At 72.4% G+C, this 15849-nt stretch carries 16 protein-coding genes; 10 read left to right on the top strand and 6 right to left on the bottom strand.

The features are described from left to right. Positions 1–33: 33 nt before the first annotated feature. The 4 genes from Plo01_RS20170 to Plo01_RS20155 all read right to left on the bottom strand — a co-directional run bounded on the left by Plo01_RS20170 (position 34) and on the right by Plo01_RS20155 (position 3325). Positions 34–927 (bottom strand): amino acid ABC transporter permease, encoded by an 894-nt coding sequence (locus Plo01_RS20170; protein ID WP_203892192.1) that lies wholly within the window; start codon positions 925–927, stop codon positions 34–36. Further along, the gene (locus Plo01_RS20165) at positions 924–1592 is read right to left on the bottom strand and encodes an amino acid ABC transporter permease (RefSeq protein ID WP_203892191.1); all 669 of its coding nucleotides are present in this window, start codon (positions 1590–1592) and stop codon (positions 924–926) included. The genes Plo01_RS20170 and Plo01_RS20165 overlap by 4 nt, the downstream gene beginning before the upstream one ends. Positions 1593–1662: 70 nt before the next feature. Next, positions 1663–2550, bottom strand: a complete 888-nt coding sequence (locus Plo01_RS20160) for a glutamate ABC transporter substrate-binding protein (protein WP_203892190.1) — start codon at positions 2548–2550, stop codon at positions 1663–1665. A 52-nt stretch (positions 2551–2602) separates the two neighbouring features. After that, entirely contained in the window at positions 2603–3325 is a 723-nt protein-coding gene (locus Plo01_RS20155; RefSeq protein WP_373871701.1) for an amino acid ABC transporter ATP-binding protein, read from the bottom strand. Positions 3326–3723: 398 nt separating this feature from the next. Here Plo01_RS20155 and miaB point away from each other — a divergent pair, with 398 nt between their 5' ends. Then, on the top strand, positions 3724–5247 hold the full coding sequence (gene miaB / locus Plo01_RS20150) for a tRNA (N6-isopentenyl adenosine(37)-C2)-methylthiotransferase MiaB (RefSeq protein WP_203892188.1): 1524 nt from the start codon (positions 3724–3726) through the stop codon (positions 5245–5247). 25 nt (positions 5248–5272) lie between these two features. Here the strand turns inward: miaB and Plo01_RS20145 are convergent, their stop codons facing one another. Beyond that, on the bottom strand, positions 5273–5821 hold the full coding sequence (locus tag Plo01_RS20145; RefSeq protein WP_203892187.1) for a hypothetical protein: 549 nt from the start codon (positions 5819–5821) through the stop codon (positions 5273–5275). 208 nt (positions 5822–6029) lie between these two features. On the opposite strand from Plo01_RS20145, the gene Plo01_RS20140 reads away from it, so the two are divergent. Both Plo01_RS20140 and Plo01_RS20135 read left to right on the top strand, forming a co-directional pair. Beyond that, complete coding sequence (locus Plo01_RS20140; protein ID WP_203892186.1) at positions 6030–6620, top strand: hypothetical protein; 591 nt, start codon at positions 6030–6032, stop codon at positions 6618–6620. A 327-nt stretch (positions 6621–6947) separates the two neighbouring features. Continuing rightward, positions 6948–7637 carry a class III extradiol ring-cleavage dioxygenase family protein gene (locus tag Plo01_RS20135; protein WP_203892185.1) on the top strand — a complete coding sequence of 230 codons (690 nt, stop codon included), beginning with the start codon at positions 6948–6950 and terminating at the stop codon, positions 7635–7637. Between the two features lie 83 nt (positions 7638–7720). On the opposite strand, the gene Plo01_RS20130 is transcribed toward Plo01_RS20135, so the two are convergent. Continuing rightward, on the bottom strand, positions 7721–8644 hold the full coding sequence (locus tag Plo01_RS20130; protein WP_203892184.1) for a ribonuclease Z: 924 nt from the start codon (positions 8642–8644) through the stop codon (positions 7721–7723). A gap of 19 nt (positions 8645–8663) precedes the next feature. Here Plo01_RS20130 and Plo01_RS20125 point away from each other — a divergent pair, with 19 nt between their 5' ends. From Plo01_RS20125 to Plo01_RS20095, 7 genes are all read left to right on the top strand, one after another. Continuing rightward, positions 8664–9179 (top strand): methylated-DNA--[protein]-cysteine S-methyltransferase, encoded by a 516-nt coding sequence (locus Plo01_RS20125; protein WP_239316695.1) that lies wholly within the window; start codon positions 8664–8666, stop codon positions 9177–9179. A gap of 26 nt (positions 9180–9205) precedes the next feature. After that, a complete protein-coding gene (miaA, locus tag Plo01_RS20120; protein WP_203892182.1) occupies positions 9206–10129 on the top strand; it encodes a tRNA (adenosine(37)-N6)-dimethylallyltransferase MiaA in 924 nt (307 codons plus the stop codon). Between the two features lie 87 nt (positions 10130–10216). Further along, positions 10217–11023, top strand: coding sequence for a diaminopimelate epimerase (gene dapF / locus Plo01_RS20115; protein ID WP_203892181.1), 807 nt, complete (start codon positions 10217–10219; stop codon positions 11021–11023). A 96-nt stretch (positions 11024–11119) separates the two neighbouring features. Continuing rightward, positions 11120–11878, top strand: a complete 759-nt coding sequence (locus tag Plo01_RS20110) for an SCO6745 family protein (protein ID WP_239316693.1) — start codon at positions 11120–11122, stop codon at positions 11876–11878. Between the two features lie 165 nt (positions 11879–12043). Beyond that, positions 12044–14320: a tetratricopeptide repeat protein gene (locus Plo01_RS20105; protein ID WP_203892180.1), complete on the top strand. Its 2277-nt coding sequence runs from the start codon at positions 12044–12046 to the stop codon at positions 14318–14320. Between the two features lie 247 nt (positions 14321–14567). Then, the gene (locus tag Plo01_RS20100) at positions 14568–15326 is read left to right on the top strand and encodes an SDR family NAD(P)-dependent oxidoreductase (RefSeq protein ID WP_203892179.1); all 759 of its coding nucleotides are present in this window, start codon (positions 14568–14570) and stop codon (positions 15324–15326) included. 96 nt (positions 15327–15422) lie between these two features. Further along, positions 15423–15797 (top strand): phosphomannose isomerase type II C-terminal cupin domain, encoded by a 375-nt coding sequence (locus Plo01_RS20095; protein WP_203892178.1) that lies wholly within the window; start codon positions 15423–15425, stop codon positions 15795–15797. Positions 15798–15849: the final 52 nt, after the last annotated feature.

Raw genomic sequence — 15849 nt, 5'->3', positions numbered from 1 at the left:
GCCCCGCGCCGGGACCGGATCGGCGGGACCGGGTCAGTCCACCGCGGCCCCGATGCCGCTCGCGCCCTCAGCCGCGGCCGCCCCGGGCGGTGCGATCGGCCGGGCCGCCGTCTTGCGGCTGCGTCGGCTGCGCTTCTCCAGCCAGGTGGCCAGGGCGCTGAGCGCCATGTTGAGGCCGACGTAGATGACCCCGATGACGATCGCGGCGGGGATGAGGGACCCGAAGAAGACCGCGGGCAGGATCTTGAAGCCCGTGTTCAGCAGGTCCACGTAGGCGATGATGTACCCCAGCGCCGTGTCCTTGAGGAGCACGACCAGCTGGCTCACGATCGCGGGCATCATCGCGGTCACGGCCTGGGGGAGCAGGACCATCCGCATGACCTGGTTCTTGCGCAGGCCGATGGCGTAGGCCGCCTCCGACTGGCCTCTCGGCACGGCCAGCACGCCCGCCCGGACGACCTCGGCCAGGACCGACCCGTTGTAGAGGGTCAGGCCGGCGACCACCGCCATGAAGGCGTAGTCGCCGCCGCCCATGACGCTCGGCGCGAGATAGAAGATGAAGAAGATCAGCAGGAGCAGCGGGATGGCCCGGAAGACCTCGACGACCACCCCGGCGGGGATCCTGACCCAGGCGTGGTCGGAGAGCCTCGCCAGGCCGAACACGGCGCCGAAGACGAGCGCGAGCACCGCGGCCAGGGCCGCGGCCTGCAAGGTGCCGAGCAGGCCGGGGAGGATGTGCGTCGTCCAGGTGTCCGGCTCCAGGAAGGGCTGCCAGATCCTGCCCTCCCACTGCTTCTTCTCGTCGAACTTGACGTAGATGAAGTACAGGATCGCGATGATCGCGGCCAGGCCGGCGACCGTGTAGAGGGCGTTGCGCGCGCGGGCGCGCGGTCCCGGCGCGTCGAAGAGGACGGAGGCGCTGCTCACCGCGCCACCGCCAGCCGCCGGGCCAGCCAGCCGGTGAGGAAGCCGACCGGCAGGGTCACCGCCATGAACGCGAGGACGAGGCCGAGGAAGATCGGGATGGACACGCCCGTGTCGTCGAAGGTGTCCTTCATGACGAACGCCGATTCCGCAAGGTAGCCTCCCGCGATCGCCACCGTGGTGTTCTTGATCATCGCGATCATCACGCTGCCGAGCGGGGCGATCACCGCGCGGAACGCCTGCGGCAGGATGATCAGCCGCAGGGACTGCAGGAAGGTGAGCCCGATGGCCCGCGCGGCCTCGGCCTGTCCGAGCGGCACCGTGTTGATGCCCGAGCGCAGCGCCTCGCAGACGAAGGCGGCCGTGTAGATCGACAGTCCGAGCACGACCAGCCAGAAGCTGTTGCTGCTGGGCTTGTCCGAGAAGGCCAGGCCGAGGGTGTCACTGAGGCCGAGCGCGGAGAAGGCCAGCACGAGCGTCAGCGGGGTGTTCCGCACGACGTTGACGTAGACGGTCCCGGCGGCGCGCAGGACCGGTGTCGGGGAGACCCGCATCGACACCAGGATCGTGCCGAGTACGAGGGAGAGGACCCCGCACATCAACGAGAGCTTGACGTTCTCCATGAAGCCGTCGAAGAGGGCGGGGGCGTATTTGATCAGATCGTCCATGGTGCTCCACAGCGAAGACGGCGGCGGCCGGTGTCCCCGGTGGGGTCACCGGCCGCCACGTGAGGCCGGACTACGCGCAGGGCTCGAACTGCGGCGCGCCGGTCGGGGCCGTGAGGCCCTGGGTCCCGGCGAACCACTTCTCGAACAGCTTCTGGGCGGTGCCGTCCTGGTACATCTTGGTGATGGCCGCGTTGACGGCCTCACACGTCTTGGTGTCGCCCTTCTTCAGGCCGACGCCGTACTTCTCGTCGGTGAACGGCTGGCCGAGGATCTTGAAGCCCCCGCCCGCCTCGCCGGCCTGCTTGGCGAAACCGGCCAGGATCAGGTCGTCGGTGGTCACCGCGTCGAGGTTGTTGCCGCCGAGCTTCTGGACGCACTCGGAGTAGTTCGCGGCGCCCACGAGCTCGGCGTCGAGGTCGAGCTCGCCGTCCGGCGGCGGGTCGGTGATCCGCTTGTAGGAGTTGGAGCCGGCGGCCTGGCAGATGCGCTTGCCCGCGAGGTCCTGGGGCTTGGCGATCTTCGTGTCGTCGGCCCGGACCATGACGTCCTGGTGGGCCACGATGTACGGCCCGCCGAACGTCACCTTCTCCTTGCGGCTGTCGGTGATCGAGTAGGTCGCGAAGATGATGTCCACGGTGCCGTTGGCGAGGAACGCCTCGCGGTTGGACGACGCGGACTCCTTCCACTCGATCTCCACCTCGGCGCCGCCGGCGAGTTCCTTGACGACGTACTTGGCGACGTCGACGTCGAAGCCCTCGGGCTCGGCGCCCTTCTTCAGGCCCAGGCTCGGCTGGTCCCACTTGGTGCCGACGATCAGCTTCTTGGCGCCCTTGGCCTTGTCGGCGACCGTGGTGTAGGCCGCGGTGTCACCGTCGCCGCCGTCCCCACCGCAGGCCGCCAGGCCCAGGGTGAGCGCGCTCGCGGCGACGAGCGCGGCTCCGATACGGATTACTCGCATGTTCTGTCCTCAGTCCTTTTCTTCATCTGGGGTGACCAGCCGGTCGAAAGGATCAATGGGTAAGGATCTTGGAGAGGAAGTCCTTGGCCCGGTCGGTCCGGGCGTTGGTGAAGAACTGGTCGGGTGTGTTCTCCTCCACGATCTGCCCGTCCGCCATGAACACCACGCGGTTGGCCGCCCGGCGGGCGAAGCCCATCTCGTGGGTGACGACCATCATCGTCATTCCGTCACGGGCGAGGCCGATCATGACGTCGAGCACCTCCTGGACCATCTCCGGGTCCAGCGCCGAGGTCGGCTCGTCGAAGAGGATCATCTTGGGGTCCATGGCCAGCGCGCGGGCGATGGCCACGCGCTGCTGCTGGCCGCCGGAGAGCTGCGCGGGGTACTTCGCCGCCTGCGCGCCGATGCCGACCCGCTCCAGCAGTTCCATGCCGCGCCTGTCGGCCTGGGCCTTGCCGGTGCCCCGGACCTTGATCGGCCCGAGCGTGACGTTCTCCAGGATCGTCTTGTGCGCGAACAGGTTGAAGGACTGGAACACCATGCCGACCTCGGATCTCAACTGGGCCAGCGCCCTGCCCTCCTTGGGGAGCGGCTGCCCGTCGAATGTGATCGTCCCGCTGTCGATGGTCTCCAACCGGTTGATCGCCCTGCAGAGGGTGGACTTGCCTCCCCCCGACGGGCCGATGACGACCAGCACCTCACCGCGCGAGATCGTCAAGTTGATGTCGCGCAGCACGTGGAGGCTGCCGAAGTGCTTGTTGACGTCGTCGAGCACGACAAGAGGAGTCGAGTCCAGGGTCTCCTTCATAGATCACAACGTAGTTCCGAAGAGGGCAAGCCGCGCTAACCCTGCGGTACCGATCCGATCACGGACGGCCAACGGCTGGGTCATCCGCGTTTCGCGCGGGAGAGCTGGGCGGATGACCATCATGAAAAAATTTTCTATGTAGTGATATTTCATGAATCGCCCCTGGTGGCACCGCGAACGGGCCGGCGGACCACGCGCGACGCCGTCTCCCCCGAGGACGGCGGATCACGCGGGGCGCGGTCCCCGCACGCGCGGTGAAGCACATGCGGCGCCGTTCCCGCCGGCGCGGCGGACCGGTCACGCTCCGTGCGCTCCGCGGGAGCCGTACCCGGAAGTCGGCGGAGCGCCTACCCTTGTTCGTTGAGATGACTGTCACCGTGGAGAGCGCCCGCACGTACGAGGTTCGTACCTACGGGTGCCAGATGAACGTGCATGACTCCGAGCGCCTGTCGGGCCTCCTGGAGGAGGCCGGCTACGTCCCGGCCGCGGCGGGGGAGACGGCCGACGTGGTCGTGTTCAACACCTGCGCCGTCCGGGAGAACGCCGACAACCGCCTCTACGGCAACCTCGGCCACCTGCGCCCGGCGAAGGCGGGCAACCCCGGCATGCAGATCGCCGTGGGCGGCTGCCTCGCGCAGAAGGACCAGGGCGAGATCGTCCGCAGGGCGCCCTGGGTCGACGTGGTGTTCGGCACGCACAACATCGGCTCGCTGCCGGTCCTGCTCGAACGCGCCCGGATCGCGCGGGAGGCCCAGGTCGAGATCAAGGAATCCCTGGAGACCTTCCCCAGCACGCTGCCGACCAAGCGCGAGTCCGCCTACGCCGCGTGGGTGTCGATCTCCGTGGGCTGCAACAACACCTGCACCTTCTGCATCGTGCCGTCGCTGCGCGGCAAGGAGAAGGACCGCCGCCCCGGCGACATCCTCAACGAGGTGCGGACCCTCGTCGACCAGGGCGTCCTGGAGATCACCCTGCTGGGGCAGAACGTCAACACCTACGGCGTCGAGTTCGGCGACCGGCTCGCCTTCGGCAAGCTCCTGCGGGCCTGCGGCGAGATCGACGGCCTGGAGCGCGTGCGCTTCACCAGCCCGCACCCGGCGGCGTTCACCGACGACGTCATCGCGGCCATGGCCGAGACGCCCAACGTGATGCACCAGCTCCACATGCCGCTGCAGTCCGGCTCCGACCGGGTCCTGAAGGCCATGCGCCGCTCCTACCGGGCCGAGCGCTACCTGGGCATCATCGAGCGGGTCCGGGCGGCGATGCCCGACGCGGCGATCTCCACCGACATCATCGTGGGCTTCCCCGGTGAGACCGAGGAGGACTTCCAGGGCACGCTGGACGTGGTGCGCGAGTCGCGCTTCGCCAACGCCTTCACCTTCCAGTACTCCATCCGCCCCGGCACGCCCGCCGCCACCATGGACGGCCAGATCCCCAAGGAGGTCGTGCAGGAGCGCTACGAGCGCCTCGTCGCCCTGCAGAACGACATCTCCTGGGAGGAGAACAAGAAGCAGGTCGGCCGGGTCCTGGAAGTGCTGGTGGCCGAGGGCGAGGGCCGCAAGGACGAGGCGACCCACCGCCTGTCCGGCCGCGCCCCCGACAACCGCCTGGTGCACTTCTCGCCGGGCCCCGAAGGCGGCGGGGACGGGCAGCCGCGCCCCGGTGACATGGTGACCGTGGAGGTCACCTACGCCGCCCCGCACCACCTGGTCGCCGACGGCCCCGTGCTCAAGCTGCGCCGCACCCGCGCGGGCGACGCCTGGCAGGCCCGCCAGGGCGCGCCGGCGGGCGAGGCGGGCAAGCCGGGGGTCATGCTCGGCATGCCGTCGATCGGCCGTCCGGCCGCCCCCGCCCGGCAGGAGGCGCCGGGCTGCTCCACCTGCCCCTGACCTCCCCGGCCCGCGGCGGCCTCCGTCAGCGGTTCGTCATCTCCTCGAGCACGGCGTAGCAGTAGGACCTGCGGAAGTCGTCGAAGGTCGCGCACGGGTCGGGCAGGCGAGGAGTCTGACCGGGGCCGGGGACCGGAGGGCGCGGCGCCGGGATCCTGGACGGCGCCGGACGCGGCCGCGGGACGGGCGCCCGCGACGGCTGCGGACCGTCGTCCCCGCGCTCGCCCGCCCGCGACGGTCGCGGGCCGTCGTCTCCGTGCCCGTCCGCCGTGGCGGCGGGGACCGGCGGGGCGAGGCGGCCTCGCGGGGCGCTCCCGTTCTCCGGGACGGCGCGCGCGTGCGGGAGGACCGGGGGGACGGACGGCGGGAACGGGCCCGGGGCGAGGACGCGCCCGAGCGGGTCGCGGGCCGGCGGCGCCGGTTCGGCGGGGAACCCCCCGGCGGGCCCGGCGGAGGCGGGTTCCGGGACGGGGGAGATCCAGGAGGAGTCCCATGAGACGGGCCGGTCCCCGGGGAATCTCCCGCTCTCGAAGGTGCCGTTTCCGGGGGCCGGATCCGGAGCGGTGTTCATCATGATCAATACGCCGATTCCGGCGACGCCGGCGGCGGTTGTGACACTGATCAGGACATATGTCCGCGAGGCTCTCTTCAGTATTTGAAAGTATGACAAGTCGTGATCCCTTAGTGATTGACGTGCAAGCACTTCGCCTCTGTGGCTAGTGTGGTTCGGCACCCTCGGAAGCCGCGGAGGTTTCCGTCGAAAACCTAGGGAGTTGTTCCGCATGCACGTCCCCCCGCCTCCGGGTCACCCCGAGCAGCCCGGAGAACGCGAGATCCTCACCGGTCCAGCGGGCGGACCCGGATCCCGGCGGAAGGGCGGCCCGGCCATAGCCGTCGTCTCCGTCGTCGCCGCCGCCCTCGTGGGCGGAGGCGCCGTGTTCGCCGTCATGAAGGGCATGGACGGCGACGCCGCCCCGGCCCCGCAGCCGCCGTCGAGCGGGCAGGAGGCGGCCCCGCAGAACCCCGCGACGGCGGAGGGGGAGTCCGGCGAGCCCGAGGGCAAGCCGTCCGACCCCGCGAACGTCTCCGTCGACGCCGACCGGTCCGGTGACTCCGGCACGGCCGACCGGTCCGGCGGCTCCGACGCGGCCGACCGGTCCGGCGGCTCCGGCGACGGCGACACCTCCGGTTCCGGAACCGGGACGTCGGACAGGAAGGGCTCAGGATCGGGCTCCGACTCGACCACGCCCGACACCGGCAAGAACGACTCCGGCAAGGGCGGCGAGAAGCAGGATCTGCCCGCCGCCCCGGACTGCTGCCTGCCCGCCGACGGCCCCGCGGGGTTCGTCGCCCCGCAGGGGCCCACGGGCTGATCGAGGGCCCGTGGGCGCACCGGTCCCCGGGCGTGCACCGGTCCCCGGGCGTGCGCTGGTCTTGGGCGTGCACCGGTCGCCGGGCGTGCGCTGGTCTTGGGCGTGCACCGGTCGCCGGGCATACGCCGGTCCCCGGGCATACGCCGGTCCCCGGGCATACGCCGGTCCCCGGGCTTGCGCCGGCTCCCGGACATCCGCTGGTCGCCGGGTGTGCGCCGGTCCCGCCGTCCGGCACGCGGGCGGTGGACCCCTGTTCCGGGCCGCGCCGCAGGTGAGCCGAGCTCCGGTGGGCTCCGTGGGCTCCGCGAGCTCCGTTAGTCTGGCGGCGTGATCGTCGCCGCGGCCGTGTGCCCGCATCCTCCGCTGCTGTTCCCCGAGCTGGCCGGCGCCGCCGCGGCCGAGCTCGACGAGCTCCGGGCGGCCTGCGCCGCCGCGGTCGGAAGGCTGGCGGAGGCGGCGCCCGAGACCGTCGTGGTGGTCGGCGGGGCGGAGACGGCCGGGAGCTACGGCCCGGCCGCGGCGGGCACCCTCGCGCCGTGGGGCGTGGACGCGCGCGCCGGCGCCGGCGAGCCCATCCTGCCGCTCTCCCTCACCGTCGGCCGCCGGCTCCTGGAGGCCGGCGGCCTGACCGCCTCCGCCTTCCACGCGGTGCCCTTCGACGCCTCCCCGGAGGAGTGCGCGGCCCTGGGCGCGGACCTGGCCGCCGGGGACGCGCGGGCGGCGCTCCTCGTCATGGCGGACGGCTCCGCCTGCCTGACCGAGAAGGCGCCGGGCTACCTCGACCCCCGCGCCGAGCCGTACAACGCCGCGATCGTCGGCGCGCTCGCCCGGGGCGGGGCTCCCGAGCTCGACCCCGGGGAGGCGGCCGGGCTCTGGGTCGCGGGCCGGGCGGCCCTGACGGTCCTCGCCGGAGCCGGAGCCGGGGCCGGGGCCGGGGGGCCGTTCCGCGGCGAGATCCTCTACGACGACGCCCCGTACGGGGTGGGATACTTCGTGGCCCTGCTGACAGGCGCCTGAGGGCCGCCGTCCCCGAGCCGCGGGAACGACCGGGGACGTACGGAACGACCGGGGCCGCACGGCGCGCCCGGGGACGGGCCGCGTCAGGCGCGCCTGGGCACGGGGACGCGCGCCAGATCCTGGGCCAGGACGATGTCGCCGTCGAAGAAGTGCCCCGCCTCCTCCACGAACCGGGGCTCGTCGTCGACGCCGTACCGCTCGGAGATGTGGGTCAGGACCAGGCGGCGGGCCCCGGACTCGGCCGCGACCCGGCCCGCGTGGGCGGCGGTCAGGTGCCCGTAGTCGGTGGCCAGGGACGCTTCCCCGGACAGGAACGTGGACTCGATCACCAGCAGGTCCACGCCCTCGGCGAGCGCGAACACCCCGTCGCAGAGCCGGGTGTCCATGACGAAGGCCGCGCTCTGGCCGGGGCGGGGCTCGCTGCACTCCTCCAGCCGCACGGCGGACCCGTCCGGCGCCGTCACCGTCCCGGCGCGCTGGAGCTCGCCGACGAGCGGGCCCCGGATCCCGCGCTCCCGCAGCCGCTCGGGGAGCATCCGGCGGCCGTCGGGCTCGTCGAGGCGGTAGCCGTACGCCTCGACGGGATGGGAGAGCGGGCGGGCGGTGAGGGTCACCGGGCCCGCGTCGAAGGTCGCGACCTCGCCGGAGACCGGGCGTTCGGAGATCACCTTGGTGTCGGCGAAGGCGGAGGCGTGGCGCAGGCGGCGCCAGAAGGTCTCGCCGCTCGCCGGATAGGCGGCCTGGACGGGATGGGCGACGCCGTCCCTGGCGATGCGCTGGACGATGCCGGGGACGCCGAGGCAGTGGTCGCCGTGGAAGTGGGTGACGCAGATCCAGGTGATGTCGTGGGAGCCGACGCCCGCCCGGGTCATCTGGCGCTGGGTGCCCTCACCCGGGTCGAACAGGAAGCCCTGACCATCCCATAGCAGGAGATATCCATTGTGATTACGGTGGCGGGTAGGGACCGCGCTGGAGGTGCCGAGAACGACGAGCTCACGAAGGGACACAGGGCCAATGGTAGGAACCGTGGCGTTCGGGAGCCTTGCGACACCCCTGGGGGAGATGACCGTCGCCGTCACCGAGGAGGGCGTGGCCGGGACCGGCTGGGGCGACCGGCGGTGGCTCGCCGGGCGGCTGCTGGACGGGCTCGGGCTGACCGAGGCGGACGATCCGGGGCGGACGGCCCCGGTGCTGGGCGAGCTCGCGGACTACTACGCCGAGCGGCTGAAGGTCTTCACCGTCCCGGTGGACTGGCGGCTGACGACGTCCGTGCAGCGAGCGGTGCTGGGCACGCTGTACGAGACGGTCCCCTACGGCCAGGCGGTGACCTACGGCGAGCTCGCCGACCGGAGCGGGACCGGGATCCCCGCGCGGGCCATCGGGTCGATCATGGGCGCCAACCCGATCCCGGTCATCGTCCCCTGTCACCGGGTGGTGGCGGCCGGGGGCCTGGGCGGGTTCAGCGGGGGCGAGGGCGTCGAGTCCAAGCGGTGGCTGCTGACCCTGGAGGGATACCTGCAGCCCATGCTCGACTGGAGCTGACCTCCCCGGCTGGGACACTTGTCTGCGTGCCTCAGCTACCCGTCATCGCCGTCGTCGGCCCCACCGCGGCCGGAAAGTCCGACCTGGCCGTGGACCTCGCCATCCGACTGGGGGGAGAGGTGATCAACACCGACTCCATGCAGCTGTACCGGGGGATGGACATCGGGACGGCGAAGCTGTCGATGGAGGAGCGGCGCGGGGTCCCGCACCACCTGATGGACGTCTGGGACGTGCGCACGACCGCGAGCGTGGCGGAGTACCAGGCGCTGGTCCGGCCGCTCATGGACGACATGACGGCCCGGGGGGTCGTGCCGGTCCTGGTCGGCGGGTCCGGGCTCTACGTGCGGGCCGCGCTCGACCGGCTGGAGTTCCCCGGCACCGACCCGGAGATCCGGGCCCGGCTGGAGGCCGAGCTGGAGCGGGTCGGCCCGGCCCCGCTGTACGAGCGGCTCCGCGAGCGGGACCCGGAGGCGGCCCGGTCGATCCTGCCGGGCAACGGCCGCAGGATCGTGCGCGCGCTGGAGGTCATCGAGCTGTCCGGGCGGCCGTTCTCCGCCACGATGCCGTCCTACGACGCGGTCTACGACAGCGTGCAGCTGGGCGTCGAGGTGCCCAGGGACGTGCTGGACGAGCGGGTCGCGGTCCGGGTGGAGCGGATGTGGGCGGCCGGGCTGGTGGACGAGGTGCGGGAGCTGATGGGCCGGGGCCTGGCCGAGGGCCGTACGGCCGGCCGCGCGCTCGGCTACGCCCAGGTGATGCGCTTCCTGGCCGGTGAATGGACCGAGGAGCAGGCCAGGCAGGAGACGATCCGGGCGACCCGCAGGTTCGTCCGCCGCCAGGAGTCGTGGTTCCGCCGCGACCCCCGGGTGATCTGGCTCCCCCAGCAGGCCCCGGACCTCCTGGACCGGGCTCTCGCCGAGGTCCTCGACCGCGCGGAGGGGCGCCGGTGAACCGGCGGGGGAACGCGCGCGGCGCGGGCGCCGGTTACCGGCCCCCGGGCCGCGATGCGCGACGTCGCCGTCAATAGAGTTGAGGGCATGCGCTTCGTCAAGGGTCACGGCACCGAGAACGACTTCGTCATCCTCCCCGATCCGGAAGGGGAGCTGGAGCTCCCCGGCACGCGGGTGGCGGCGCTCTGCGACCGCAGGGCCGGGATCGGCGGGGACGGCGTGCTGCGGGTGGTGCGGACCAAGCTCGTCCCGGAGGCGGCGGAGCAGGCGGGCGAGGCGGAGTGGTTCATGGACTACCGCAACGCCGACGGCAGCGTGGCCGAGATGTGCGGCAACGGGGTGCGCGTCTTCGCCCGTTACCTGGTGGACTCCGGGCTGGCCGCGGCCGGCGAGTTCGGCGTGGCGACGCGGGGCGGGATCAAGCGGGTGCGGCTGGCGGAGACCGGTGACGTGACCGTGGACATGGGCATGCCCCGGGTGCTGGGGGAGAGCCGCGCGACCGTCTCCGGTGCGGAGTACGGCGGGCTCCGCGTGGACATGGGAAACCCGCACCTGGCGTGCGTCATCGAGGACCCGGTGGCCGGGCTCGACCTGACCCGGCAGCCCGGGTTCGACCCGGCGGCGTTCCCGAACGGGGTGAACGTCGAGCTGCTCAACCCGGTGGGCCCGCGCCGGGTCGTGATGCGGGTCTTCGAGCGGGGCTCGGGCGAGACGCGGTCCTGCGGCACCGGTTCGGTCGCCTCGGCCGTGGCCGCCGCCCGCTTCGCCGGGGAGGAGACCGGGACCTGGGAGGTCGAGGTGCTCGGCGGCACCGTCACCGTCACCCTCGACGGCCGTACCAGCTACCTGGCGGGTCCGGCGGTCCTGGTGGCCTCGGGCGAGACCGGCCTCTGATCTTCTCGCCCTTAGGGTGGGGACTCCGGGTTGCCGAAGGTTGTTCTGGTGAGAGAAGCTGGGTTCCTTTGGTAGACCGAGAAGGAGGGGATCGGTATGACGGATTCGCAGGCGACGGCGGCGGCGGTCAAGGGGACGATCGGGAAGCTCGGCGGCGGGTTCATGATCTCGCGAGAGGTCAAGGGGCTGTGCGAGCGGACGGGCCTCAGCCCCCGGGCGATGTACTTCCGCGGCCGGTGCGGGGTGCTCGGCGAGGTGGACGCCGACGTGGTCCTCGCGGCCACAGTTTTCTTCCCCGCCGAACACGTCAGGGAGAACTGGGAGGCCGGCCGGTCGCTCCCGGTCGACGAGGCGGTCGAGCTCTACGCCGGGGCCTGTCACGAATGGGGCCGCCGCAGGCTCGGCGGCTTCGCCGGGGCGTCGCGCCTGGCCGAGCTGCTGGAACCGGTGGTGGACAACGCCGACGTGCTCGGCGCCCCGCTCTTCGCCGGCTGGCGGCGGCTGCCGCTGCCCGATGACGCCCCCGCCCGGGTCACGCAGCTCATGCACCTGGTCCGTGAGCTGCGCGGCGGCCTGCACGCGGTGGCCGTCCTGGCCGAGGGCGTGACGCCGCTGGAGGCCACGCTGCTGGCCGCGCACGACGGCACCCCGCTCGGGCTTTCGGCGGGGGAGGCCGTGGCGCGCTTCTTCGAGTGGCCGGAGCCGTACCCGGCGCCGAGCCCGGAGCTGGTCGAGCGCCGGGCGCGGGCCGAGGAGCTCACCGACCGGCTGATGGCGCCCGCCTTCTCCGTCCTGGACGAGAAAGAGGCCGCCGAGGTGGTGGAGCTGACGGGACTGGCCGGCCAGGCGGGATAGTCCGGCGGGCCCGCGAGCGGGAAAGGCGGGGCGGGCCGTCCGGGACGGGCCCGTGAGCCGGGAAGGGGAGGCGGGGCGTCCGGGACGGGTCCGCGTGCCGCCGGGCGGGGGCCGGGAGCGCGAGCCGTTTTGGGCATCCTCCCCGACCTGGCAGACTGGCGTCCCATGGACGTGGACATCTGGTCCTGGGTCGGCGAGACCCAGCGGCAACTGCACGAAGCCGGGAACACCGGTCTGGCGATGGCGATCGGCGACGTTCCCGCCCAGGCGTTGGAAGGCCGCTACGCGCAGCTCGACGTGCTGGCCCCGGCCATCGCGCAGCAGGCGGAGAACCTGGGGCTGCCCTGGCTGGAGTTCTACGCCCGCTACTGGCACCTGATCGGCCGCATCGGCAACCGCGCTCAGGGCGTGGTCGCCCTCGACGACGCCCGGACGCTGGTGGAGTTCGCCGGGCGCGAGGACGTGCGTGACTGCCCCTCCGCCCCGGGCGCCGTCGTCGCGCTGGCGATCGCCCAGGCCAACACGGACGGCCCCGGCTACGCGGCCGAGCGGCTCGAGGCCCTGGCGGCCCTGGGGGTCGAGCCCGCTTCGCAGGCCTTCTCCGCCGTCGCCGAGCAGTACGTCGCCGCGCTGGTCGACGCCGGCCGCGCCGACGAGGCCGTCGCGCACGCCGAGGCCGCCGTGGCGGAGCTCGGCGCCGCCGGGCGCGAGGCGAGCTGGGAGCTGGGGGCGGCCTCCGTCCGGGCGCTGCTGGCCGCCGGCCGCGCGGAGGACGCGCTCACCGCGCTCGACGCCGCGGCCGGCTTCAAGCCCGACGACCCGGTGGCCAAGCAGCACCGCGAGGGTGTGCTCCGCGCGTTCGTGCTCGCCACGCTGGAGCGCGTGGACGAGGCGGTGGAGGCCCTGCCCGACCTCGACGTGGTCGGCGACCACCCCCGCGTCTGGGTGGAGTGGGCGCACGCCGTGCGCGGGCTCGCGGGCTCGGAGCGGATCACCAACAGCTGGCAGCTCGGCCGCGTCATCAAGCAGTGGGTCGACTACTTCGCCGTGATGGGCGGCTACCGCGCGCGCATCGACCTCGCCCTCGTCGCCGGCGACCTCGCCGTCGCCCGCCAGGGTGTCTGGCAGGCCCGCGCCCTGGCCGACCTGGCCGAGTCGACCGCCGCGGAGCTGAAGAACCCGGACGACGTGGCCGGCCGGATCGCCGCCCTGCGCGCCGCCGCCGACGCGACGACCGCCCCCGAGGCGCCCGGTCCGCAGGACGAGCTGGTCGGTTACTTCGACGCCGCCGACGGGTTCAACGCCGACCCCGAGCGCTGGGTGGGCTGGCTGGAGCCGCTGTCCGGGCAGGACGTCGAGGCCACCCGCCGGCACACGACCACCATCGGCTTCCTCGGCTACCCGGCCAGGGGCGCGGACGTCTACTGGAACATGCTGGTCGAGTCCGGCGCCGTCGAGACCGCCGACGAGCAGGACGTCTCCTACCTCACCGGCCTGCTGATCGAGGCCCGCCAGGACGAGCGCCTGGAGCAGATGGCCCAGCGGCTCCCCGTCGCCCTGCGCCACATGGCCCTGGCCCGCCTGCACCGCGCGCGGGAGCGCTGGGAGCAGGCCGCGGCCGAGGCGGAGGCCGCCGTCGCCGCGGGCGCGGGCCTGGAGGCGCGCCGCCTGTGGGCCAGCACCGTCCAGCAGACCGGCGACAACGCCAAGGGCGCCGCGATCCTGAAGGAGATCCTCGACTCCGAGGAGATCGAGGGTGAGGACGTCTGGCGGATGATCACCATGGCGACCGCCGCCGAGGACTGGGAGACCGTCCGCGCCGGGGCCGCCAAGATCGGCATGCCGCTCTCGTCCTCCGAGGGGCCGATCGAGGAGGAGATGGGCCTGATCCGCGTCATCCTCCCCGCCCCCGACGGCAGCCAGCGCCAGGTCCTCAGCCTGCGCACCGGCCCGGCCACGGCCCGCCTGGCCATCCCGCAGCCGCCCGGCATGGAGTACAACGCCGGTGACGTGGTCGTCTTCGACCCCGCGCTGCTGGAGCCCGTCCCGGAGGACCCCGCCGAGCAGGAGGGCTTCATCCCGCCGTTCGCGGCGGTCAGCGTGCTCCGTCCCGGCGGCTACACCAGCTGGTTCTTCGACGGCGCGGCGCCGAGCGAGGCCGACTGGACCGAGTTCAACGAGGTCATGGCCGAGCGCGGCTGGCCGATGTGGGTCTACAGCGACGAGAACTACAAGGTCACCCACCCGACGACGGGCGAGCCCCTGCCGGGCGTGTTCGGCTGGATCGCGATCCCGCCGGACGCCACCCCGGTCGATCTGGACGCGGTGCTCGACGACGCCACCGAGCGCTGGGTGCACCCGCTGGCCTGGCTCGAACTGGCCAAGGCCGTGGACGTCGAGGTCGAGCGGCACGAGCGCATCGTCAAGGAGTACGGCCTCTGACGCGAGCATGCCGTCAAGGAAGTACGGCTTCTGAGGCGAGCATGCCGTCAAGGAAGTACGGCTTCTGAGGCGAGCGGGTCGTCAAGGAGGGCGGCCGCCGTGAGGCGTGGCGTTCCCCGGGTCGTTCCGTCGTCGCGACCGCGACGGCGGAGATCCGGGGGTGCGCTGCGGGAGCGCGCCGTCGAGGGCATGCGCCGTCCGCCTCTAGAATCTCGTTCGGTGTGTTCCCCGGGTGAAGGAGATTCGCATGCTGGACCGATTCCGGCTGGACGGCAAGGTCGCCATCGTCACCGGCGCCTCCTCGGGGCTGGGCGTCGCCTTCGCCCGCGGCCTGGCGGAGGCCGGAGCCGACATCGTGATCGGCGCCCGTCGCAAGGACCGCCTGGAGGAGACCAGGGCGCTGGTGGAGGAGACCGGCCGCCGGTGCGTGGCGCTCGCCACCGACGTGACCCGGCCCGAGGACTGCCAGGCCCTGGTGGAGGCGGCGGTCGCGGAGCTGGGCGCGGTGGACGTCCTGATCAACAACGCCGGCGTCGGCACGGCGGTGCCCGCGCTCAAGGAGACGCCCGAGCAGTTCCGGCAGGTCGTGGACATCAACCTGCACGGCACCTACTGGATGGCCCAGGCGTGTGCGCGCGTCATGCGCCCCGGCTCCTCGATCGTCAACATCGGCAGCATCCTGGGGGAGACCACGGCGGGCCTGCCGCAGGCCGCCTACAGCGCCTCCAAGGCCGCGGTCGTCGGCCTCACCCGCGACCTGGCCCAGCAGTGGACCTCGCGGCGCGGCATCCGGGTCAACTGCCTGGAGCCGGGCTTCTTCGCCTCGGAGATGACCGAACAGTACGCCGAGGGATACATGGCCTGGCAGCTGGAGAACCGGGTGCTGATGAAGCGCGCCGGGGACCCGGCCGAGCTGGTGGCGGCCGCCGTCTTCCTGGCGAGCGACGCGGGATCGTACGTCACCGGCGCGGTGATCCCGGTCGACGGCGGGATTCTGGTCACGTGAATCAAATTTCGATCACATGAATTAATCGGCTAGTTGCATGAATAATGCGCATCTGTCATGTGCGCATGCGAAAATTTCTCTTACATTGTGGAGCAGATGGAGGGCATCTTGCTGGAAGTCGACCGGCTCGGCGCCGTGGTGCGCGACGAGCGTCCGTGGGGTGGGTTCGAGCGTTTCACCCTCAACGAGCCGACCACCGTGAAGATCATCGACGTCGCCCCCGGCCAGCGGCTCAGTCTGCAGCGGCACGAGCACCGCGACGAGCTCTGGGTCGCCCTGGACCCGGGCGCGGTCTTCGAGATCGACGGAGTGCGGACGGAGCCGGCGGTCGGTGACCGGGTTCTCATCCGCGCCGGTCAGACCCACCGGCTCAGCTCCTCGGGCCCGGCCACCAGGATCCTGGAGATAGCGTTCGGCTACTTCGACGAGGACGACATCGAGCGCCTCGAAGACTCCTACGGCCGAGCCTGATCGACGGTTCTCCTCTTGTTCGGCGTTCCGCCGCGCCTTATGTTCGTTGCGT

This window comes from Planobispora longispora, from assembly GCF_016863135.1.
Classification (GTDB): domain Bacteria; phylum Actinomycetota; class Actinomycetes; order Streptosporangiales; family Streptosporangiaceae; genus Planobispora; species Planobispora longispora.
The sequence above is the reverse complement of the archived record's forward strand: the minus strand, read 5'-3'. Positions and strand labels throughout refer to the sequence as shown.